This window comes from Streptomyces sp. 142MFCol3.1, from assembly GCF_000424945.1.
In the GTDB taxonomy this organism is placed as follows: domain Bacteria; phylum Actinomycetota; class Actinomycetes; order Streptomycetales; family Streptomycetaceae; genus Streptomyces; species Streptomyces siamensis.
Window position 1 is genome coordinate 22,571 of sequence record NZ_AUKV01000044.1, and the last position, 20,416, is coordinate 42,986.

At 72.4% G+C, this 20,416-nt stretch carries 20 protein-coding genes and 1 pseudogene; 17 read left to right on the forward strand and 4 right to left on the reverse strand.

From position 1 onward, the window contains the following. Positions 1-69: 69 nt before the first annotated feature. The 13 genes and pseudogenes from H305_RS0138960 (at position 70) to H305_RS48345 (ending at position 14,671) form a co-directional block, all read left to right on the forward strand. Positions 70-2,151: a tetratricopeptide repeat protein gene (locus H305_RS0138960; protein WP_028805230.1), complete on the forward strand. Its 2,082-nt coding sequence runs from the start codon at positions 70-72 to the stop codon at positions 2,149-2,151. A gap of 162 nt (positions 2,152-2,313) precedes the next feature. Further along, positions 2,314-3,438, forward strand: a complete 1,125-nt coding sequence (gene ald, locus H305_RS0138965; protein WP_028805231.1) for an alanine dehydrogenase — start codon at positions 2,314-2,316, stop codon at positions 3,436-3,438. Positions 3,439-3,860: 422 nt separating this feature from the next. Beyond that, complete coding sequence (locus H305_RS0138970; RefSeq protein ID WP_078629463.1) at positions 3,861-4,988, forward strand: ParA family protein; 1,128 nt, start codon at positions 3,861-3,863, stop codon at positions 4,986-4,988. After that, complete coding sequence (locus tag H305_RS0138975) at positions 4,973-5,542, forward strand: hypothetical protein (RefSeq protein WP_028805233.1); 570 nt, start codon at positions 4,973-4,975, stop codon at positions 5,540-5,542. Before H305_RS0138970 ends, H305_RS0138975 begins: the two co-directional genes overlap by 16 nt. Positions 5,543-5,560: 18 nt before the next feature. Further along, complete coding sequence (locus H305_RS48330; protein WP_051371460.1) at positions 5,561-6,862, forward strand: segregation and condensation protein A; 1,302 nt, start codon at positions 5,561-5,563, stop codon at positions 6,860-6,862. After that, on the forward strand, positions 6,859-7,509 hold the full coding sequence (gene scpB, locus H305_RS0138985; protein WP_028805234.1) for an SMC-Scp complex subunit ScpB: 651 nt from the start codon (positions 6,859-6,861) through the stop codon (positions 7,507-7,509). Before H305_RS48330 ends, scpB begins: the two co-directional genes overlap by 4 nt. 12 nt (positions 7,510-7,521) lie before the next feature. After that, positions 7,522-8,586 (forward strand): pseudouridine synthase, encoded by a 1,065-nt coding sequence (locus tag H305_RS0138990; protein WP_028805235.1) that lies wholly within the window; start codon positions 7,522-7,524, stop codon positions 8,584-8,586. Between the two features lie 231 nt (positions 8,587-8,817). Beyond that, positions 8,818-9,846: a sigma-70 family RNA polymerase sigma factor gene (locus H305_RS48335; RefSeq protein WP_037766767.1), complete on the forward strand. Its 1,029-nt coding sequence runs from the start codon at positions 8,818-8,820 to the stop codon at positions 9,844-9,846. Next, the gene (locus H305_RS55385) at positions 9,843-10,538 is read left to right on the forward strand and encodes a hypothetical protein (RefSeq protein ID WP_051371462.1); all 696 of its coding nucleotides are present in this window, start codon (positions 9,843-9,845) and stop codon (positions 10,536-10,538) included. Before H305_RS48335 ends, H305_RS55385 begins: the two co-directional genes overlap by 4 nt. Before the next feature lie 31 nt (positions 10,539-10,569). After that, positions 10,570-11,985, forward strand: coding sequence for an MFS transporter (locus H305_RS0139005; protein WP_028805236.1), 1,416 nt, complete (start codon positions 10,570-10,572; stop codon positions 11,983-11,985). Between the two features lie 165 nt (positions 11,986-12,150). Further along, complete coding sequence (locus H305_RS0139010; protein ID WP_028805237.1) at positions 12,151-12,906, forward strand: NUDIX hydrolase; 756 nt, start codon at positions 12,151-12,153, stop codon at positions 12,904-12,906. Beyond that, the gene (locus tag H305_RS0139015; protein WP_028805238.1) at positions 12,906-13,928 is read left to right on the forward strand and encodes an ADP-ribosylglycohydrolase family protein; all 1,023 of its coding nucleotides are present in this window, start codon (positions 12,906-12,908) and stop codon (positions 13,926-13,928) included. The genes H305_RS0139010 and H305_RS0139015 overlap by 1 nt, the downstream gene beginning before the upstream one ends. Before the next feature lie 3 nt (positions 13,929-13,931). Next, a pseudogene (locus H305_RS48345) lies at positions 13,932-14,671 on the forward strand (DNA polymerase beta superfamily protein). On the opposite strand, the gene H305_RS0139025 reads toward H305_RS48345, so the two are convergent. The 4 genes from H305_RS0139025 to H305_RS0139040 all read right to left on the reverse strand — a co-directional run bounded on the left by H305_RS0139025 (position 14,615) and on the right by H305_RS0139040 (position 17,281). Continuing rightward, positions 14,615-15,340, reverse strand: coding sequence for a DNA polymerase beta superfamily protein (locus H305_RS0139025; protein ID WP_028805239.1), 726 nt, complete (start codon positions 15,338-15,340; stop codon positions 14,615-14,617). The pseudogene H305_RS48345 and the gene H305_RS0139025 sit on opposite strands and share 57 nt — an antisense overlap. 21 nt (positions 15,341-15,361) lie before the next feature. Further along, positions 15,362-15,826, reverse strand: a complete 465-nt coding sequence (locus H305_RS0139030; protein ID WP_028805240.1) for a Rieske (2Fe-2S) protein — start codon at positions 15,824-15,826, stop codon at positions 15,362-15,364. Beyond that, positions 15,823-16,407, reverse strand: a complete 585-nt coding sequence (locus H305_RS0139035; protein WP_028805241.1) for a DUF6529 family protein — start codon at positions 16,405-16,407, stop codon at positions 15,823-15,825. The genes H305_RS0139030 and H305_RS0139035 overlap by 4 nt, the downstream gene beginning before the upstream one ends. A gap of 184 nt (positions 16,408-16,591) precedes the next feature. Next, positions 16,592-17,281: a hypothetical protein gene (locus H305_RS0139040; RefSeq protein WP_028805242.1), complete on the reverse strand. Its 690-nt coding sequence runs from the start codon at positions 17,279-17,281 to the stop codon at positions 16,592-16,594. 186 nt (positions 17,282-17,467) lie between these two features. Here H305_RS0139040 and H305_RS0139045 point away from each other — a divergent pair, with 186 nt between their 5' ends. The 4 genes from H305_RS0139045 (at position 17,468) to cmk (ending at position 20,375) form a co-directional block, all read left to right on the forward strand. Further along, on the forward strand, positions 17,468-17,896 hold the full coding sequence (locus H305_RS0139045) for a YidB family protein (protein ID WP_037766770.1): 429 nt from the start codon (positions 17,468-17,470) through the stop codon (positions 17,894-17,896). 123 nt (positions 17,897-18,019) lie between these two features. Beyond that, entirely contained in the window at positions 18,020-18,382 is a 363-nt protein-coding gene (gene aroH, locus H305_RS0139050) for a chorismate mutase (protein WP_028805244.1), read from the forward strand. Then, the gene (locus H305_RS0139055; protein WP_028805245.1) at positions 18,379-19,464 is read left to right on the forward strand and encodes a prephenate dehydrogenase; all 1,086 of its coding nucleotides are present in this window, start codon (positions 18,379-18,381) and stop codon (positions 19,462-19,464) included. The genes aroH and H305_RS0139055 overlap by 4 nt, the downstream gene beginning before the upstream one ends. A 218-nt stretch (positions 19,465-19,682) precedes the next feature. Beyond that, positions 19,683-20,375 (forward strand): (d)CMP kinase, encoded by a 693-nt coding sequence (gene cmk / locus H305_RS0139060; RefSeq protein ID WP_028805246.1) that lies wholly within the window; start codon positions 19,683-19,685, stop codon positions 20,373-20,375. Positions 20,376-20,416: the final 41 nt, after the last annotated feature.

Sequence of the window (20,416 nt, forward strand, 5' to 3'; positions counted from 1 at the left end):
TAGGCTCTGGAAACGCCCGACCCGGAGTCCCGGCGGGCTTGCGCGTGCAGTGGGACGGGAGTGTGGCCCGTGGCGGAACCGGCCGTGGAGGACGGCGGCACGAACGTGTCGGCGAAAGGGCAGCCGACGGCTGGCGAGTCAGTTTCCACGAAGGGTCAGTTCCTCGGCCGTACAAGAGAGTTGAAGGAACTCAGGGCCGACATCGAGCGGGCGGGCCTGGACACCCTCTCGGGGCGCAAGGCGCCCCGGGCACGCGTACTGCTCATCGCGGGCAAGCCCGGATCCGGCCGTACCGCGCTCGCCGAGGAGCTCTCCCGGCAGGTCGCCGAGCGTTACCCCGACGGGGTGCTGCGCGCCCGGCTCACCGAACCCGACGGCGCCCGGGTGCCCACCGAGCGCACCGCGCGTGAGCTGCTCGTCTCCCTGGGCCTGACGACACCTCCCGGAGCTGACGCCGACGACCTCGGCGAGGCCCTGCGCGAGGCCCTCGCCGTGCGCCGGGTGGTGCTGCTGCTCGACGACGCGGCCGACGCCGAGCAGGTCGACGCGCTGCTCCCGGACGCGCCCGAGTGCCTGGTCATCGCCGTCTCCGGAGGGCCTCTCACCGGCATCGCGGACGTCCGCCCCTGCACGCTGGGCGGCATGGACACCAAGTCCGCCCTCGAACTCCTCGACCGGTTCACCGGCTCCGTCCGCATCACCGTCGACCCGCTGGCCGCCGAGGGCCTGGTCGAGCTGTGCGCGGGCCAGCCCGCGGCCCTGGTGCTCGCCGGCGGCTGGCTTGCCGCCCGGCCCGCCTCGGCCGTCGCCGACCTCACCAAGCACCTGCGTACCGACGGCGAGGAGGGCACGCCCCTCGACCGCGTCTTCCGCCTCTCGTACGGCTCGCTCCAGGCGGCCACGGCGCGGACGCTGCGTCTGCTGTCCCTTGCCCCCGCGGGCCTCGTGGACCCGCACACCGCCTCCGCGCTGTCCGGCTGTTCGGTCGGCGCCGCCCGCTCCGCCCTGGACGAATTCGTCACGCTCGGTCTGTTGCGCTCCGTCGAGTCGCCGCTGTCGCAGTACGAGGTGCCCGGCTGTCTGCTGCCCCTGTTGCGGGCGATGACGGAGATCCACGACCGCCCGTCCGAGCTCCAGCTGGCCCGCGCCCGCATGCTGGAGCGGACCGTGCGGCTGCTGGTGTCCTGCCGCGCCATCACGGAGACCGACAGCTCGCCGGCCCGCGAGAAGCTCGCCGGGATGCCCCGCGCCCTGCGCTTCCCCACTCCCCGGGCCGCCGCCCAGTGGCTGGAGGTCCGGCAGCCCGCGCTGCTGGCCTCGGCCCGGCTCGCGGTCGCCGACGGGGAGCTGGACACGCTGGCCCGCCGCCTCATGGCCGCGCTGGTCAGGGCGATGGTCGCGCACGTCGGGACGCGGGCCGCCGCCCCCGAGCTGTACGGCATCCACCGGCTCGTCCTGGACGTCGCCGAGCGGCGCGGCCTGCCGCGTGAGAAGGCCGCGGCGCTGCTGAACCTCGCCGACCTGGACGCGCAGACCGGCCGGACCGCCGACGCCCTGATCCGCTACCGGGCGGCGCTGGACGCCGGACGCGAGGCGAACGACCCGTACGCGACCGGCCGCGCGATGGAATCCGTAGGCGGTGCCCATCAGGAACTCGGGGACTTCGACCGGGCCGCCGACTGGTACGGCAGGGCACTCGCCCAGCGTCTGGCCCGCGGGGAGCGCGTGGACGCCGCCCGGCTGTACGGCCGCATCGCCACCGCGCACACGTACGCGGGCCGCTACGGCGAGGCCATGCGCAACTGGCGCGCCGCCGTCACCGGGCACCGGCGCAACGCCGACGTGGCCGCGCAGGCACGGGCGTTGAGCGAGATGGCCCGGGTGCAGGAGTACGCGGGGCGGCCCGAGGAGTCGCTGCGCACCTGCCAGGAGGCCGTCGAGTGGGCGCGGCACGCGGATGACGTACGCCTGCAGGCGGCGCTCCAGCTCAGGCTGGCCGACACGCTGGACCGGCTCGGTGACCCGGCGGCCGCCCGGCTGCACCGCGGCGCGGCGGAGCGCATGCTGGGAGACGAGCTCCCCGAGGGCACATCCAGCCGGGAAGACGACGCTAACGCCTACGAAATCCGCAGTACATCCACTGAAGATTGATGCATTGAAAGGCTAGACAGAGAGAATCCCTTCATTAAACTGGCTCCGCCGCGTTCTTTCGTGGTGTCTCCCGATGTGCTCCGGTGCGTCAGGTATGACATGCATTGCCTGGCTTGCATCGCCTCGGCATGCATAGCCCCAGAACCCTCTGAGCCAAGGACCGTGATCGACGTGAAGGTCGGCATCCCCCGCGAGGTCAAGAACAACGAGTTCCGGGTGGCCATCACCCCCGCCGGCGTGCACGAGCTGGTGCGCCACGGCCACCAGGTCGTCATCGAGCGCGGTGCCGGTGTCGGCTCGTCGATCCCGGACGAGGAGTACACCGCCGCAGGCGCGCAGATCCTGGAGACGGCGGACGAGGTGTGGGCCGCCGCCGACCTGCTGCTCAAGGTCAAGGAGCCGATCGCGGAGGAGTACCACCGCCTCCGCAAGGACCAGACCCTCTTCACCTACCTGCACCTGGCCGCCTCCAAGGAGTGCACGGACGCGCTCCTGGAGTCCGGCACCACGGCGATCGCGTACGAGACGGTCGAGCTCCCCAGCCGCGCGCTGCCGCTGCTGGCCCCCATGTCCGAGGTCGCGGGCCGTCTCGCCCCGCAGGTCGGCGCCTACCACCTGATGCGCGCGGCCGGCGGCCGTGGCGTGCTGCCCGGCGGTGTCCCGGGCGTGCTGCCCGCCAAGGCCGTCGTGATCGGCGGTGGCGTCTCCGGCTGGAACGCCGCGCAGATCGCCATCGGCATGGGCTTCGAGGTGACGCTGCTCGACCGCGACATCAACAAGCTGCGCGAGGCCGACAAGATCTTCGGCACGAAGGTCAAGGCCGTCATGTCCAACTCCTTCGAGCTGGAGAAGGCCTGCCTGGAGGCCGACCTCGTGATCGGCGCCGTGCTCATCCCGGGCGCCAAGGCCCCGAAGCTGGTCACCAACGAGCTGGTGTCCCGGATGAAGCCGGGAAGTGTCCTTGTCGACATCGCGATCGACCAGGGCGGCTGCTTCGAGGACTCGCGTCCCACCACCCACGCCGAGCCGACCTTCCCGGTCCACAACTCGGTCTTCTACTGCGTCGCCAACATGCCCGGCGCGGTGCCCAACACCTCCACGTACGCGCTGACCAACGCCACGCTGCCGTACATCGTCGAGCTCGCGGACCGCGGCTGGGTCGAGGCGCTGCGCCGTGACGCCGCGCTGGCCAAGGGTCTCAACACCCATGACGGCAAGGTCGTTTACCGTGAGGTAGCCGAGGCGCACGGCATCGAGCACGTCGAGCTGGAGACGCTGCTCGGCTGAGTCATCGACCGGCAAAAAGTCGATACTCCCCGGTCCGCGCTTCGCTCGATCGGAGGGAAAGCGTCACAGGTCGTCAACACCGCGCACCCGGCCGGACCTTGCCCGACAAGGTCCGGCCGGATGTGTGTCGGGTCACTTTGCGGCACTCGTTCAACTCGCCGCGAAGGTAACCCTTCGACCGATTCGCACACCGGTGAAACCTGCCGTGCGACGGCCTTACGCCCTTGACAGAGGGGTGTTCGGTTGCCGACACATCGGGTCGGGTCCGGCGGATTGTGTTGCTGCGGACCGGTGACACGCCATAGAGTCGCCAACCGTCGGCATGGTGCCACGCTGACCTATCTAGAAGTTTCCTGGTCACCAAGGAGGTAAGACGACTTGTGAATGAGTCGACATTTACTCCCGGGGGTGGTCAACCAGGAATGCCGGCGCGGGGCCAGGGCCCCACGGAGCTCAAGGCTGTCGGCTCCGTCGCTGTCCGAACCTTCGCAGCCCACCAGAGTCCCCGGATGACTCAGACAGCACACCAGAGCATGGATGGCCATCACGTGAACGCCATGGCCGGCAACGGAAGTGGCGAGAACCGCACCCACTTCGCCGACTACGACGAACTGCCCGAGGGGCACTTCTACGACCCCGACGCCGAGTACGAGCCCGATCCGGAGTACGCGGCCACGCTCGCGCCCGACGCTGCCCGTCAGCGCCGCGAGCGCGTCGGCCCGACCGGCCGCCCGCTGCCGTACTTCCCGATCCCGGGCCCGCTGACCGACCACGGCCCCGCGAAGATCATCGCGATGTGCAACCAGAAGGGCGGCGTCGGCAAGACCACGTCGACCATCAACCTGGGCGCCGCGCTCGCGGAGTACGGCCGACGGGTCCTGCTCGTCGACTTCGACCCGCAGGGCGCGCTCTCGGTCGGTCTCGGCGTCAACCCGATGGAGCTCGACCTCACCGTCTACAACCTGCTCATGGAGCGGGGCATGGCGGCCGACGAGGTGCTCCTGAAGACAGCGGTCCCGAACATGGACCTGCTGCCCAGCAACATCGACCTGTCCGCCGCCGAAGTGCAGCTGGTGAGCGAGGTCGCCCGCGAGTCCACGCTGCAGCGCGCCCTGAAGCCGCTGATGGCCGACTACGACTACATCGTGATCGACTGTCAGCCTTCGCTCGGCCTGCTCACCGTCAACGCCCTCACGGCGGCTCACAAGGTGATCGTGCCGCTGGAGTGCGAGTTCTTCGCCCTTCGCGGAGTCGCGCTGCTCACCGAGACCATCGAGAAGGTCCAGGAGCGGCTCAACCCCGAGCTGGAACTCGACGGCATCCTCGCCACGATGTACGACTCCCGCACGGTGCACAGCCGCGAGGTGCTCGCGCGCGTGGTCGAGGCCTTCGACGATCACGTCTACCACACGGTGATCGGCCGCACGGTCCGCTTCCCGGAGACCACGGTCGCCGGTGAACCGATCACCACGTACGCCTCCAACTCCGTCGGTGCCGCCGCCTATCGCCAGCTCGCCAGGGAGGTGCTCGCCCGGTGTCACGCCGAGTGAGTCTGCCGGGGGCCGACGAACTGTTCCGTACCACCGGGGGAATGGCGCTCCAGGCGTCCACGCCCTCACGCCGGACCAATGGCGAGGCGCGGGTTCCGGCGCCCGCGGGTGACAGCGACGCGGCCGCGGCGGGGGAGGACGCGCCCCAGTCGGTGCCCGTACAGGGCGGCGACGGCGAGGGCGACGAACACGTCGCGGCGGACGCCGAGCCGGCCGACGCGGGCGAGTCCCGCAGCCGGGGTGCCGCCGTGGAGCGCACGGGGCGGCGCCAGGCGCCGCAGGAGGGCTCCTCGGCCACCCAGCCGTCCCGCAAGCGGGGGCGGGCCGCCAACCGCCGGCCCAGCGGCCGGGAGCGGCACGACGAGAAGATCACGGTGTACGTGTCCGCCGAGGAGCTCATGGACCTCGAGCACGCCCGGCTGGTCCTGCGCGGCGAGCACGGTCTCGCCGTCGACCGCGGGCGGATCGTCCGCGAGGCGGTGGCCGTGGTGCTGGCCGACCTGGAGTCCCGGGGGGACGCGAGCATCCTCGTACGACGGCTGCGCGGGCGGTAGCGGTAGCCTGCGACGGCTATGACCTCGAACGACGCCCCTGTCCCCGCCGCCGGCTCCGGCGGGCGTCGGCGTGTCCTGGGGCGGGGCCCCGGGGCGACGCCACCGCCCGAGACACCGGCCGCGGCCTTCCCGCCGCAGCCTCCGGACGGAGCGCCCGAGCTTCCGGCGCGAGCCGAGGCGGCCGCGTCGCCGCAGGTGGACGAGGCGAGCGAGCCGGTTGCGCGGGTCGGCACGGGTGAGTCGCCCGCCGGGGGCGAGCAGCCTGCCGCGGTCGTGGAGACCGAGGCGGTCGTGGAATCGGTCGAGGTCGTGGAGACCGAGGCGGTCGCGGAGTCCGTCGAGGTCGTGCAGTCCGTCGAGGTCGTGGAGCCTGTCGCCGTCGAGGGTCTTGCCGGGGCTGTGCCCGGGGGCGGGGTCGCGACGGACGTCGGTGCGAATGCCGTGCCCGGACCCTCCGTCGGCTCCGACGACCCCGGTGACGGGGTCTTCAAGGTGCGGCTCTCGAACTTCGAGGGCCCCTTCGACCTGCTGCTCCAGCTGATCTCGAAGCACAAGCTGGACGTCACGGAAGTGGCGCTGTCCCGCGTGACAGACGAGTTCATGGCGCACATCAGGGCGATGGGACCGGACTGGGACCTCGACCAGACGACCGAGTTCCTGGTCGTCGCGGCGACCCTGCTCGACCTCAAGGCGGCCCGGCTGCTGCCCGCGGCCGAGGTCGAGGACGAGGCCGACCTGGCGCTGCTGGAGGCCCGGGACCTGCTCTTCGCGCGGCTCCTGCAGTACCGCGCGTACAAGCAGATCGCGGACATCTTCAACGCGCGGCTGGAGGAGGAGGCCCGCCGGTACCCCCGTACCGTCGGGCTCGAGGCCCACCACGCGGAACTGCTGCCCGAGGTCGTGATCAGCATCGGGCCGGAGGGCTTCGCGAAGCTCGCGGTCAAGGCGATGCAGCCGAAGCCCAAGCCGCAGGTCTACGTCGACCACATCCACGCGCCGCTGGTCAGCGTGCAGGAACAGGCCGGGATCGTGGTGGCGCGGCTGCGCGAGCTCGGCGAGGCGAGCTTCCGCGCACTGGTCGAGGACGCCGATGACACCCTCACCGTCGTGGCCCGCTTCCTGGCCCTGCTGGAGCTCTACCGGGAGAAGGCCGTCGCCCTCGACCAGGAGGAAGCCCTCGGGGACCTGCTGGTGCGCTGGACGGGCGGCGAGGGCGACGAGCAGCCCCGGGTCACCGACGAGTTCGACCGGCCCCCCGAGCAACCGACGGGCAAGGACGACGCCGAGGGGACCGGCACGGGCAAGGAGGAGAAGGCGTGAGCGAGGACATCAGCGAGATCCCGGCGGGGTTGCGCACCGCCGCCGACCTCGATCTCAAGCCGGCCCTGGAGGCCGTCCTCATGGTCGTCGACGAGCCTGCCACCGAGGAGCACCTCGCCAAGATCCTGGAGCGGCCGAAGCGGCAGATCGCGGACGCGCTGAGGGAGCTGGCCGACGAATACACGGTCCAGGGCCGCGGCTTCGAGCTGCGGCTCATCGCGGGCGGCTGGCGGTTCTACACCCGGCCCGCGTACGCCACGGCCGTGGAACGCTTCGTCCTGGACGGGCAGCAGGCCCGGCTCACCCAGGCGGCGCTGGAGACGCTGGCGGTCGTCGCGTACCGTCAGCCGGTCAGCCGCTCCCGGGTCTCCGCGGTCCGCGGAGTGAACTGTGACGGTGTGATGCGCACCCTCCTCCAGCGCGGTCTGGTCGAGGAGGCGGGCACGGAACCCGAAACAGGTGCGATCCTGTACACGACGACGAACTACTTCCTGGAGCGAATGGGCCTGCGCGGCCTGGACGAGCTCCCGGAGCTCGCGCCCTTCCTCCCCGAGGCGGACGCGATCGAGGCCGAGACGCAGGAAGGGGTTCCGTCGTTCGATCCGGACGCACCTGACGCTCCGGGGACAGACGACGCAGACGACTAAGACGGAACTTTGATGCGAAGCAGCGGTAGCGGCAAGAGCGGCGGGCGCGGTAACTACCGCGGTGCCGGCAACAGCAGGGACCAGAAGCAGGGGCAGGGCCGCCCCAGCAAGCCCCGCCCCGAGGAGCGCCGCTACGACGTGGGCCCCGGCGCCTCCAAGGACGGCCCGAAGTCCGGACGCGGCAGCGCGGCCCGCGGCGGCGCCAAGGGCGGACCCAAGCAGAGCCAGCAGCGTGGCGGCCGTACGGAGCCCGCGCGCTCGCGCGAGTACGAGACGCGGGCCGAGGAGCGCAACCGGGACCGGTACGCGGGCAAGAAGGACATCAAGCTGCCCAAGACCTTCCCGGGCGCCGAGCAGGAGGGCGAGCGCCTGCAGAAGGTGCTCGCGCGCGCGGGCTACGGCTCCCGGCGTGCCTGCGAGGAACTGGTCGAGCAGGCCCGGGTCGAGGTCAACGGCGAGATCGTCCTGGAGCAGGGCCTGCGCGTCGACCCGGAGAAGGACGAGATCAAGGTCGACGGGCTGACGGTCGCGACGCAGTCGTACCAGTTCTTCTCGCTGAACAAGCCCGCCGGTGTCGTCTCGACCATGGAGGACAACGAGGGCCGTCAGTGCCTCGGCGACTACGTGACGAACCGCGAGACGCGGCTCTTCCACGTCGGCCGCCTCGACACCGAGACCGAGGGCGTCATCCTGCTCACCAACCACGGTGAGCTGGCCCACCGCCTGACCCACCCCAAGTACGGCGTGAAGAAGGTCTACCTCGCGCACATCGTGGGCCCGATCCCGCGCGACCTGGGCAAGCGGCTCAAGGACGGCATCGAGCTGGAGGACGGGTACGCCAAGGCGGACCACTTCCGCGTCGTCGAGCAGACCGGCAAGAACTACCTCGTCGAGGTGACCCTCCACGAGGGCCGCAAGCACATCGTGCGCCGCATGCTCGCCGAGGCGGGGTTCCCCGTCGACAAGCTGGTGCGGGTGGCCTTCGGTCCGATCACCCTGGGCGACCAGAAGTCGGGCTGGCTGCGCCGCCTGTCGAACACCGAGGTCGGCATGCTGATGAACGAGGTCGGCCTCTAGGGGGCCGGGCTCCCTCGGCCCACGACGGCCGGTTCCGGAACTTCTCCGGGACCGGCCGATTCGTTTTCGCCGCCCCGCCGGTCTGTACCGGTGAACGATCCGCCGGTCCGCGCCGGCGGGGGACGCGCCGGTCCGCGCCGGGCGCCCTCCGCCGGACCGGGCCGGCGCGGGAACGCCGGTCGGTACCGGCGCGGGAGCCGCCGGGCGTGGGCCGGCGGGAAGGGAGCGGGCATGGCTGCGACGACCGACCGCGAGGAGTTCGTACGGCTCACGGATCCGTACCGGCGGGAGCTGCTCGCGCACTGCTACCGCATGCTCGGATCGGTGGACGACGCCGAGGACCTCGTCCAGGAGACCTATCTGCGGGCCTGGCGGGCGTACGGCGGGTTCGAGGGCCGGGCGTCCTTGCGGACCTGGCTGCACCGGATCGCCACGAACACGTGCCTGACGGCCCTGGAGGGCCGTGTGCGCCGTCCGCTGCCCGCCGGCCTCGGCGGGCCCTCGAACGCGCCCGAGGAGCCGCTGAGGGCCCCCGCGACGGACGTCGAGTGGCTCCGGCCGCTGCCCGACGCGCTCGTCGATCCGGCGACCGTGGTGGCGGCCCGGGGGAGCTTGCGGCTCGCGCTCGTCGCCGCGCTCCAGAACCTGCCCGCCCGGCAGCGGGCCGTGCTCATCCTGCGGGACGTGCTGGCCTGGCGCGCGCCCGAGGTCGCCGCGCTGCTCGGGACGTCGACCGCGGCCGTCAAGAGCACCCTCCAGCGCGCGCGGGCCCGGCTCGACGAGGTGGCGCCCGAGGAGGACCTGGTGACCGAACCGGACGTCGCCCGGGACCGCGAGCTGATCGACCGGTACATGGCGGCCTTCGAGCACGCCGACATGGACGCCCTGCTGGAGCTCCTCCAGGACGGCGTCGAACTGGAGATGCCCCCTCACCTGGACTGGTTCCGCGGCACCAAGGACGTGCTGCGTTTCCTGGGGGTGCGGGTCAGCGAGCCGGGACGGGTCCGGATGCTGCCGACGGGGGCCAACGGACAGCCCGCGGTGGGGTCGTACGAGAGGGGTGCGGACGGCGCGTACCGGGCGCACTCCCTGCAGGTGCTCGATGTGACCGGCGCACATGTCCCGGACCTGCACGACGCGCACGCAGCGCCTGCGCTCGGCGTACGCGGAGCGCGCATCGCGCGGATCACCGCCTTCCTCGACCCGGACCTCTTCGCGCGCTTCGGCCTGCCGAAGGTGCTGCCGCAGGTGCGCCGGTGAACTCCGGCGAGCTCCTGGAGCGTTCGCTCGCCTATGCCCTGGGAAGCGTCGCGGTGGTGGCGCCCGGCACGCTGGGACGGACCACGCCCTGCGTGCGCTGGGACCTGGGGGAGTTGCTGCGGCACCTCGACGACTCGGTGGACGCGCTGTACGAGGGCGTCACCGACGGGCAGGTGGGGCTGTGTCCCACCACGGGCGCCGCCGATCCCGTGTGCGCCTTCCGGGAACGTGCCTGCGCGCTGCTCGGCGCCTGGGCGGTGGCCTTCGGTGACGTGCCGCACGCGGGCCGCCCGCCCGGCACGGACGGGCCTTCGGCCGGCGGCGCCGCGAGCCGCGGCGGGGCCTTCGCGCGCGCTCTCCCGGGCGCGGGCGAGCCCCTCGTGGGCGTGGGCGACCGCTCGCTCGGGCTGGGCGTGCTCGCGGCGGTCGGCGCCGTCGAGATCGCGGTGCACGGCTGGGACGTGGCGCAGGCGTGCGGGAGGTCCCGGCCGATCCCGCCGGCGCTCGCCGCCGAACTGCTGCCCGTGGCGCGGTGCGTGGTGGACGACACCGACCGCGGGGTGCGCTTCGCCGCACCGGTCGGCGCGCCGACGTCGTGGCCCCGGCCCGGAGACCGTCTGGTGGCCTTCCTCGGGCGGCGCCCCGGCCCGCCGCGATTCCTTTCCGGACGGGCCCCGGTCTGCCTTCCGTGAGTGATCCCTCGACCTCACGGAAGGAACAGACATGGCCGACACCCTGCGCGCCCCGGTCCGCGAACCCGCTTCCGGTGCCGCACCGCCACGACGCGCGTGGACCGTCGTACTGGCCGGACTCGGGGCGCTGCTCTGCTCCCTGGACGTGGTGGTCGTCTCCACCGCGCTGCCCGCGCTGCGGGCGGACTTCGGGGCGAGCCTGTCCGACCTGGAGTGGACGATCAACGCCTACAACCTCGTCTTCGCCTGTCTCACCCTGACCGGTGCCGCGCTCGGCGACCGGTTCGGACGGCGCCGCATGTACGTTGTGGGACTCGCCGTCTTCACCGCGGCCTCGGCCATGGCGGCGCTCGCGGGAAGTCCCGGACAGCTGATCGCCGCGCGCGTGGTCCAGGGCGCCGGCGCCGCCGTCCTGCTGCCGCTCACGCTCACCCTCATCAGCGACGCGTTCCCGGCGGAGAAGCGGGGCGTCGCCATCGGCCTGTGGGGCGGGGTGACCGGGCTCGGCGTGGCGGCCGGACCGGTGCTGGGCGGCGCGGTCACCGAAGGCCTGTCCTGGCAGTGGATCTTCTGGCTGAACGTGCCGACGGGCCTTGCGATGCTGCCGGCGGCCGCCCGCAGGCTGCGGGAGAGCCACGGCCCTCGTCCACAACTCGACGTCGTGGGACTGCTGTTGGCGGCGATCGGGCTGACCGGACTCTCGTGGGCGCCGGTGCGGGCCCCGGAGGCGGGCTGGGGGAGTGCCGAAGCGCTGGGCGCGCTGGCCGTCGGAGTGGTCTTCGTGGCGGCCTTCCTCGGCTGGGAGCACACGCGGGCCCGCTACCCGATGCTGCCCCTCACCCACTTCCGCCGGCGCGGCTTCTCCACCGCCAACGGCGCCGCGTTCCTGACGTTCATGTCCCTGCTCGGCTCGCTCTTCATGATCTCGCAGCTCTTCCAGCTGGGCCTCGGCAACTCCCCGCTGGCGGCAGGCGTCCGCATCCTGGTGTGGACGGGGATGCCGCTGCTCGTCGCGCCGCTCGCGGGCGCGCTCGCCGACCGGTTCGGCAACCGCCCCTTCATGCTCGCGGGACTCGTCCTGCAGGCCGTCGGGATCGGCCTGCTGGCCTGGCAGGTCGAGCCGGGCGTCTCCTACGGCAGCCTGGTCCTGCCGCTGGTCGTCGCGGGTGTCGGCATCTCCATGGTCTTCCCCGCCGTGGCGAACGCGGTGACGTCGTCGGTGCCGCCCGAGGAGGCGGGCGTCGCGGCCGGGGTCAACAACGCGCTGCGCGAGTTGGGCGGGGTCTTCGGAGTCGCCGTGGCCGCGGCCGTGTTCACGCGGTACGGCGGCTACGGCTCTGCGCGGTCCGTCGTCGACGGCTGCGGACCCGCGCTCTGGGTCTCGGCGGGGGCCGCAGCGGCGGGCGCGGTGGTGGCGGCGTTCGCGCCGTCGCGCGCCGGAGACTGACACCGGTGCCGGGCGGGCGGAGCCGGGGACCGCGCACCCCGGCTCAGCCCGCCCGGCACCAAATTCCCGCGCTCAGGGGCTTGTTGGCACCCACCCACCCCTTTATAGTCGTACTGACCATAGTCAGAGTGACCATAAAAGTGGCGCTGAGCAGGAGGTGGGGGCGTGCGCGGGAAGGAGAGCCGTGCGCCGGGCGGCACAGCACCGGAGGGCTACGACAAGTACGCGTTCGAACCCTTCGCCGTCACCGTCGACCTGGCCGTCCTGACGGTTCGCGCCGGCGCACTCCAGGTGCTGCTCGTCGAGCGGGGGCAGGAACCCTACGCGGGCCGCTGGGCCCTGCCCGGAGGCTTCGTGCTGCCGCACGAGTCGGCGGAGGCGGCGGCCCGCCGCGAACTCGCCGAGGAGACCGGCCTGTCGGACCTCTCCGGACTCCACCTGGAGCAGCTGCGCACCTACAGCGAGCCCGACCGCGACCCCAGGATGCGCGTCGTCTCCGTCGCCTTCGCCGCGCTGCTCCCGGACCCTCCCGAGCCGCGCGGCGGCGGCGACGCCGCACAGGCCCAGTGGCTGCGGTTCAACGCGCTGGGCCCGCTCGCCTTCGACCACGACCGGATCCTCGCGGACGCCCACGAACGCGTCGGCGCCAAGCTCGAGTACACCTGTCTCGCGACGTCCTTCTGCCCGCCCCGCTTCACCCTCGGCGAACTGCAGCAGGTCTACGAGACCGTGTGGGGCACCGTCCTCGACCGGCCCAACTTCCGGCGCAAGGTCCTCGCCACGCCCGGATTCGTCGAGCAGGTCCCCGGCGCGGCGCGCCTCACCGGCGGCCGCGGCAAGCCCGCCGCGCTCTACCGCGCGGGCGGCGCCAAAGCCCTGCACCCGCCCCTGCTGCGTCCCAGTTCGGAAGGACGGCCCTGATGACCGCCACGACTCTCGCCAAGCGCGCCGCCACCGGATCTCTCATAGGCCTCGCCCTCGGCGACGCGTTCGGGTACCCGACCGAGTTCAACTCCGTCCCCGCGATCCTCGACAAGTGCGGGCCCTGGCGGCAGATGGCGCTGCCCACGCCCGCGAAGGTCACCGACGACACCCAGATGACGCTGGCGCTGGCGCGGGGCCTGCGCACGGCCATGGACCGCGGACTGCTCGGCCCGCTGCGGATGGAACGGCCGGTCCGCGAGGAGTTCGTGGACTGGTACCAGTCGCCCGACAACAACCGCGCGCCCGGCCGCACCTGCCTCGTCGCCTGCAACCTCCTCAAGAACGAGAAGCGCCGCTGGCAGGAGGCCAGCCAGATCGGCTCCAAAGGCTGTGGCGCCAACATGCGCGTGGCTCCCGTCGGACTGGTCCGCGGACTCAGCGACGAACAGCGCGCCGGTGCCGCGCAGCTCCAGGCCGCGCTCACGCACGGACACCCCACCGCCCTCGCCGCCGCGGACCTCACCGCGCAGGCGATCTGGCTCCTCACACAGGGCGTCGAGCCGATGGGCCTCGTCGGCCGGCTGCGCTCGTACGCGTACGAGAACCGCCACCGCTACCACTCCCGCTGGCTCGGCGACCTGTGGACCTACAGCGAGGACCCCACGCCCGAGGCGTTCATCACCCGCGGCTGGGACGAGTGCCTCGCCGCCCTCGACCAGCTGCGGCACGCCGTGCGGACCGTCTCGCCCGAGAGCGACCCCTGCATGGCCACCGGCGGCGGCTGGATCGCCGAGGAGGCCCTCGCCACCGGCCTGCTGTGCTTCCTGCTCTTCGTCGACGAGCCTCTCACCGCGCTGCGCCGGGCCGCCTGCACCTCGGGCGACTCCGACTCCATCGCCTGTCTGACGGGCGCCTTCGCCGGCGCCCACCACGGTTCGGACGCCTGGCCTACGGCCTGGGCCGACCGGATCGAGTACCAGGGCGACCTCATGTCGCTGGGGGCGCTCTGGGACGCTTGACCGATGACGGACGTCCTCGACATCGACCTCAAGGCCGTGGTGGCGCAGCAGCCCGACCCGGTGCTCTTCGCCACGGTCTCCGGAGCCCATCTCTACGGCTTCCCCTCGAGCGACTCCGACGTCGACCTGCGGGGCGTCCACCTGCTGCCCGCCACCGAACTGGTCGGCCTGCGCGAACCGGAGGAGACCCGGTCGCGCATGTGGTTCGAGGACGGTGTGGAGATGGACCTCGTCACCCACGACCTGCGCAAGTTCGTCCGGCTGATGCTTCGGCGCAACGGCTATGTGCTGGAGCAGCTTCTGTCCCCCCTGGTCGTGCACACCACCGAGGCGCACCGCGAGCTGGTCTCGCTCGCCCCCGCCGTGCTCACCCGCCATCACGCCCACCACTACCGGGGCTTCGCCGCGACGCAGTGGCGGCTGTTCGAGCGGACCGGCGAACTCACACGTTCCGTGTGCTGCTCACCGGCGTCCATCTGATGCGCAGCGGTGAGGTGCAGGCCCATCTGCCCACGCTCGTCGGGTGCGTGGCCGAGGCGCCCGCCCGGCTGCCCGACCTCGTCGCCGCGAAGGCGGAGCGGGAGCACGGCGCCGCCGAAGTCGACCACGCGCGCGTGCGGGACGACGTGGAGCGGTTGCACACCCTGCTGGACGAGGCCCAGGAAGCCTCGGCGCTGCCCGACGCCTCAACCGCCCACGACGCCCTGCACGATTTCGTCGTCCAGGTCCGCCTGGAGGGCTGAGGCGCGGCGCACCCGGACCAGGAAATCCTCCACGCGGACCCGGTCCGGCTCGTACGGGAGGGGACTACCCGCGGCCGCCTCGTCCGTCTCCGTCGCCAGCCGGGACATCCAGGCCTCCACCCGTTCCCACGGGACCTCGCCCCGCTTCACCGCGAGGAGCGGCTCACGCTGCTCACCCACGTCGATCCGGAGCTCGCCGGTGCGCAGCAGATCGCGGCACGTCGTGAGAAGGCGCAGCAGGTGCATGGCGTGCTTCCAGCGCGGGGCGCCGTGCCTTCGGACGTCGGTGTCGAGCTTCTTGCGCTGCCCCATGGCGTAGCGCGCGAAGGTCTCGTGCGCCTGACGGGACAGGAATGCCTCGCGCAGGGAGAGCAGTTCGCGGCCGGTGGCGTCCGCGTACTCGACGAGCGGGGAGTGCAGGCACTCCAGGACGTTCGGGTTGGCGCGCAGCGCCAGGGCGCAGAACCGCTCCAGCTCCCAGCTGAACTGTTCCTCGGCCGGGCCCTCCACATGCGTCGGCGGCTTCTCGAAGCGCCAGAAGAGCGGGGTGGGGACGAGGAAGACGCCCCGACGGTCGGTGTCGCTGGTGTCGTTGGCCAGCCCGAAGGCGCGTGAACCCATCACGCAGGAGTAGATCGTGTGGTCACGCACCAGGGCCGCGGCATCCATTCCCGGAGCGTACGTGCTGCCTCAGGTCAGCCGGATGGATTTTCCGTCGACGGTGATCTTCTTGGCGGGCAGCGGACGCGGAGCCGGGCCGGCCTTCACCGAGCCGTCCACGACACTGAACTTGCTGCCGTGGCAGGGGCAGTCGATCAGACCGTCGACCACGGCGTTCACCGTGCAGCCCTGGTGGGTGCAGATCGCGGAGAAGGCCTTGAACTCGTCCTTCTCCGGCTGGGTGACGACGACCTTCTGCTCCTTGAAGATCTTGCCGCCGCCCACCGGGACGGCGGCCTTCGTGGTCAGTTCCTTGCCGCCGGAGGCCGCCGCGGACGGCGCGGGCGAGGGAGCCTTCGACGTGTCCGCCAGCGGGGCCTCCGAGGGGGACGACTCCGACTCGCCGCTGCTGTTGTCGCCGTATTTGCTGCACCCCGAGAGCAGTGCGGCCGTCCCTGTCGCGAGAACCGTGCGCCGCGTCGAGCGGTTGGTCATGTCGTCACTCCGAACGTACGGAAGAACCAGAGGGCAGAGGTCAGCCAGATGGCCGTGAGCACGGCGAAGACGAGGCCGCCGATGATCGGCAGCAGCCAGCCGGGCAGGCGCTCCGAGCGGAGCAGCAGCATCTTGGCACTGAAGGCCCCGAAGAAGAAGCAACCCAGGAGGGAGTGCCACAAGACGCGCGATTCGTACGTCTGATAGCCCAATGCGTACAGACAGTGCACAGCGACCGGGACGGCCACGAGGAAGGCGATCCGGCCCGACCAGCGGTGCAGCGCCGGCGCCCAGCCCGGGCCCGGCAGCCTGCCGTAGACCATGAACGCCGAGACGACCTGGACGAGCGCGAGGAAGAAGGCGGTCGTCGCGAGCCAGGACTTCACGGCGCCCGTGCTGCTGAAGCCGGCGATGTTGAAGGCGGTCCCGGCCGGGTCGTGCACCTTGCCGTAGGCGCCCAGCCCGACGGCGACCGCCGCGGCGGCCAGGGCCGGGACGAGATAGCGGGCCGGGTGCGAGCGGCGGCGGACGGGCCCCGGCGAGGGGAAGCCCTGGGTGGCTGCGTTCGGGTCCACGGTCATATCGGTTCCCTGGTCAGGAAGGACGGGTGTCCGGCGGGGGGAGCGGGCCGCGGGCGTTCGCGGAGCCTGCGGCGGGGGCGGGCGGGGGACGCTGTCCGGGTGCGGGTACTGGCGCGGCTACTGGGGTCGGCCGGGGTGCGGGTGCCGGTGCCGCCGTGGGGCGGCGGACGGAGCCCGGTGCGGGTCAGGGAGTGACGGGCTTCGCCGTGATCGTCCGGCCGTCGACCGTCACGGCACCGGTCTCCGGGTCGATCCGGGGTGCCGTGGACGGCCTGCCGTCGCGGTCGAGGACGCCGACCTGCCGGCCGCCGGGCAGCACGATCCAGCCGCCGTCGATCTTCGCGCCGCGCACCGTGGCGGTCGCCCGGTACAGGCCGGACGGCTTGACCGCCTTGTCGGCGGTGAATCCGTAGCGGTGCCCGCCCAGCTCGACGGTTCCGCGGATCCGCTTGCCGTCATGGAGGGTGCCGTCGAGCGCGGCGCCGTTCTTCCCGGTGAGCTTCATGGTGCCGTCGTCCGCGACGGCGCCCTTCAGCCAGGATTCCTTGTCCCGTCCGTCGCAGAAGTAGGCGACCGCCCGGCCGTCGCGCAGTGAGACGGCGACCGCCGACGAGTCGTCGTCGGTACGGCCCGCGTAGTCGGCGTCTGCCGCAGCGCTCCGGGACGGGCTCGCGGACGCCGTCGACGGCGCGGCCGGGGATGCGGGCGTGGGTGTGGTCGGACCGGCCGTCGCGCCGGGCGACACGGTCGCGGCGGGTGGTTCCTGCTGGGCCGAGGACGCGTTCTTCGTCCCCGTCGTCGCATTGAGCGACAGCATGAACACCCCGAGCAGGAGTCCCGCCAGCAGGGTGAGAAGGGGTCCTGGACGCTTCATGCGGGTCATACGGGCCTCCCCCGAGGCGAGCCTCCTGCCATGACAACGGACGCGCGCCCCCGCGTCCAGGGGCGCACAGGGGTGTTCTCACCACAAGTGGCGGAATACGGCGATTCGCGTGAGATTGGCAAGGTCTGAGGCCGGGAGGCGACCCTGCCCCCGGCCCTTCTCTGGAAAGGCGTGACCATGGCGGGTAACGATCTCGGCAGCCTGCTCGGCGGCCTCCTCGGTGACTCCGGCCAGAGCGGCGCCGCGGGCGCTCCCGGCGCGGGCGACATCCTCGGCGCCCTGCTCGGAGCCCTGAGCGGCGGCTCGGGAGCCGCGAGCGGCAATCCGCTGGGCGGCCTGCTGGACATGCTCACCAAGGCGGGCCTGGCGGAGCAGAAGGACTCCTGGGTCGGCACGGGCGAGAACCAGTCCGTGACGGGCGCGCAGATCCAGCACGCGCTGCCCGACGACGCCCTCAAACAGATCGCCGACGAGGCCGGGATCACCACCGACCAGGCCGCGACCCAGATCGCGGAGAACCTGCCCCGGGCCGTCGACAAGCTGACGCCGCAGGGACAGATGCCCGCGGGGTCCCTGGAGGACCTCATCAGGGCGCAGAACCTCTGAGAACCACCGGCCCAGCAGGGGGCGTCCGCTCGTCTCGGCAGGCGGGCGCCCCGCACCCGCGCGTCGCGGGCTGACTACGCTGGTGCGTTCAGACACGTACGTACATCAGCGAGGAGCATCACCGTGGCGGTACGAGCGGTCCGGGGCGCCGTCCAACTGGAACGGGACGAGGCCGGGCACATGGACGAGCAGGTCAGCGAGCTGCTCACCGCCATCCTGGAGCGCAACGCGCTCACCGCGGACGACCTGATCAGCATCTGGTTCACCGCTACGCCCGACCTGCACAGCGACTTCCCGGCCGCCGCGGCCCGCGGACTCGGCATCGTCGACGTCCCGCTGATCTGCGCGCAGGAACTGGACATCGAGGGCGCGATGCCCCGGGTCGTACGGGTCCTCGCGCACATCGAGTCCGACAAGCCGCGCGCCGACGTGGTGCACGTCTACCTCGGCGCCGCCGGCGCGCTGCGCAAGGACATCGCCCAGTGAGGACCGCACTCGTCATCGGGACCGGGCTGATCGGCACGTCGGCGGCCCTCGCGCTGGCGGCCCGCGGCGTCGTCGTCCACCTCGCCGACCACGACCCGGAGCAGGCCCGTACGGCGGCGGCGCTCGGCGCCGGCACGGACGAGCCGCCGCAGGGGCCCGTCGACCTGGCCATCGTGGCGGCGCCGCCCGCGCACGTCGCGGCCACGCTCGCGGACGCCATGCGCCGCGGGGTCGCGCGCGGCTACCTGGACGTCGCCAGCGTCAAGGGCGGACCGCGCCGTGAGCTGGAGGCGCTCGGCCTCGACCTGTCCTCGTACATCGGTACGCACCCCATGTCGGGCCGCGAGAAGTCGGGCCCGCTGGCCGCGACGGGAGACCTCTTCGAGGGCCGTCCCTGGGTGCTCACCCCCACCCGCGACACGGACACCGAGGTCCTGAACCTCGCCCTGGAGCTGGTGTCGCACTGCCGTGCCGTGCCGGTCGTCATGGACGCCGACGCCCACGACCGGGCCGTCGCCCTCGTCTCGCACATGCCGCACCTGGTCTCCAGCATGGTCGCCGCGCGCCTGGAGCACGCGGAGGAGGCGGCGGTACGGCTCTGCGGGCAGGGCATCCGTGACGTGACCCGCATCGCCGCCTCGGACCCGCGGATGTGGATCGACATCCTCTCCGCGAACCCGGGGCCGGTCGCCGACCTCCTCGCGGACGTGTCCTGCGACCTCGACGAGACCGTCCAGGCGCTGCGCTCCCTCCAGTCCTCCGACGAGGCCAAGCGCCGCGAGGGTGTCGACGGCATCCAGGACGTGCTGCGCCGCGGCAACGCGGGCCAGGTCAGGGTCCCCGGCAAGCACGGTTCGGCTCCGCGCGTGTACGAGATCGTGGCCGTACTCATCGACGACCAGCCCGGTCAGCTGGCCCGCATCTTCGCGGACGCGGGGATGGCTGGCGTCAACATCGAGGACGTACGCATCGAGCACGCCACCGGCCAGCAGGCCGGACTCGTCCAGCTGATGGTGGAGCCCAAGGCGGTGCCGGTGCTGAGCGCGGCGCTGCGCGAGCGGGGCTGGGCGCTGCGGCAGTAGCGGCCACCCGGCCCCCGCCCGGTGACCCCGGCGGCCGGGCGCGCTCCCGGAGGCGCGGCAGGGCGTCCGCGGGCGGGCGCGGCGGCCGGTCGCGGCGCGGGCCGGTGATCCGGCCGCGGGAAGGGCCAGTGATAAGGGGTCCGCGAAGCCAGTAACCTTGGGCAGGGCGCGATCGTGCCTCCATACCCATCACCCGTACCAGGAAGGTGTCCGTCACCGTGGAAAAGGCCGCCCGGACCGCTCCGGCTGTGATTGTCGCCATCGACGGCCCCTCCGGCACGGGCAAGTCGAGCACCTCCAAGGCCGTCGCCGCGCAGCTCGGCCTGAGCTACCTGGACACGGGGGCCCAGTACCGGGCGATCACGTGGTGGATGGTGAGCAACGGCATCGACGTCTCCGACCCGTCCGCGATTGCCGCCGTGGCGGAGAAGCCGGAGATCGTCTCCGGCACCGACCCGTCCGCGCCGACCATCACGGTCGACGGGACCGACGTCGCCGGCCCGATCCGCACACAGGAGGTCACCTCCAAGGTCAGCGCGGTCAGCGCGGTGCCCGAGGTGCGCGCCCGCATCACCGAGCTCCAGCGCTCGCTCGCTGCTTCCGCCGCGTACGGGATCGTCGTCGAGGGCCGCGACATCGGCACCACCGTGCTGCCGGACGCCGATCTGAAGATCTTCCTCACCGCCTCCCCGGAGGCCCGTGCCGCACGCCGCAGCGGTGAGCTGAAGGGCGCGGACGTCAACGCCACGCGCGAGGCGCTCATCAAGCGGGACGCGGCCGACTCCAGCCGCAAGACGTCCCCGCTGGCCAAGGCGGACGACGCGGTCGAGGTGGACACCTCCGACCTCACCCTCCAGCAGGTCATCGAGTGTGTGGTCACCCTCGTCGAGGAGAAGCGGGCCGCCAAGTGACCGCACCCTCCGAGAGGGGCGCCGAGGTCGGGCGCCGCATC

Bases quoted from the DNA above. Each gene is read 5' to 3' on its own strand.
- H305_RS0138970 (WP_078629463.1), top strand. From the start codon at position 3,861: ATGCCGGCGCGGGGCCAGGGCCCCACGGAGCTCAAGGCTGTCGGCTCC.
- H305_RS48330 (WP_051371460.1), top strand. From the start codon at position 5,561: ATGACCTCGAACGACGCCCCTGTCCCCGCCGCCGGCTCCGGCGGGCGT.
- H305_RS0138990 (WP_028805235.1), top strand. From the start codon at position 7,522: ATGCGAAGCAGCGGTAGCGGCAAGAGCGGCGGGCGCGGTAACTACCGC.
- H305_RS48335 (WP_037766767.1), top strand. From the start codon at position 8,818: ATGGCTGCGACGACCGACCGCGAGGAGTTCGTACGGCTCACGGATCCG.
- H305_RS0139005 (WP_028805236.1), top strand. From the start codon at position 10,570: ATGGCCGACACCCTGCGCGCCCCGGTCCGCGAACCCGCTTCCGGTGCC.
- H305_RS0139015 (WP_028805238.1), top strand. From the start codon at position 12,906: ATGACCGCCACGACTCTCGCCAAGCGCGCCGCCACCGGATCTCTCATA.
- H305_RS0139025 (WP_028805239.1), bottom strand. From the start codon at position 15,340: ATGGATGCCGCGGCCCTGGTGCGTGACCACACGATCTACTCCTGCGTG.
- H305_RS0139030 (WP_028805240.1), bottom strand. From the start codon at position 15,826: ATGACCAACCGCTCGACGCGGCGCACGGTTCTCGCGACAGGGACGGCC.
- H305_RS0139035 (WP_028805241.1), bottom strand. From the start codon at position 16,407: ATGACCGTGGACCCGAACGCAGCCACCCAGGGCTTCCCCTCGCCGGGG.
- H305_RS0139040 (WP_028805242.1), bottom strand. From the start codon at position 17,281: ATGAAGCGTCCAGGACCCCTTCTCACCCTGCTGGCGGGACTCCTGCTC.
- H305_RS0139045 (WP_037766770.1), top strand. From the start codon at position 17,468: ATGGCGGGTAACGATCTCGGCAGCCTGCTCGGCGGCCTCCTCGGTGAC.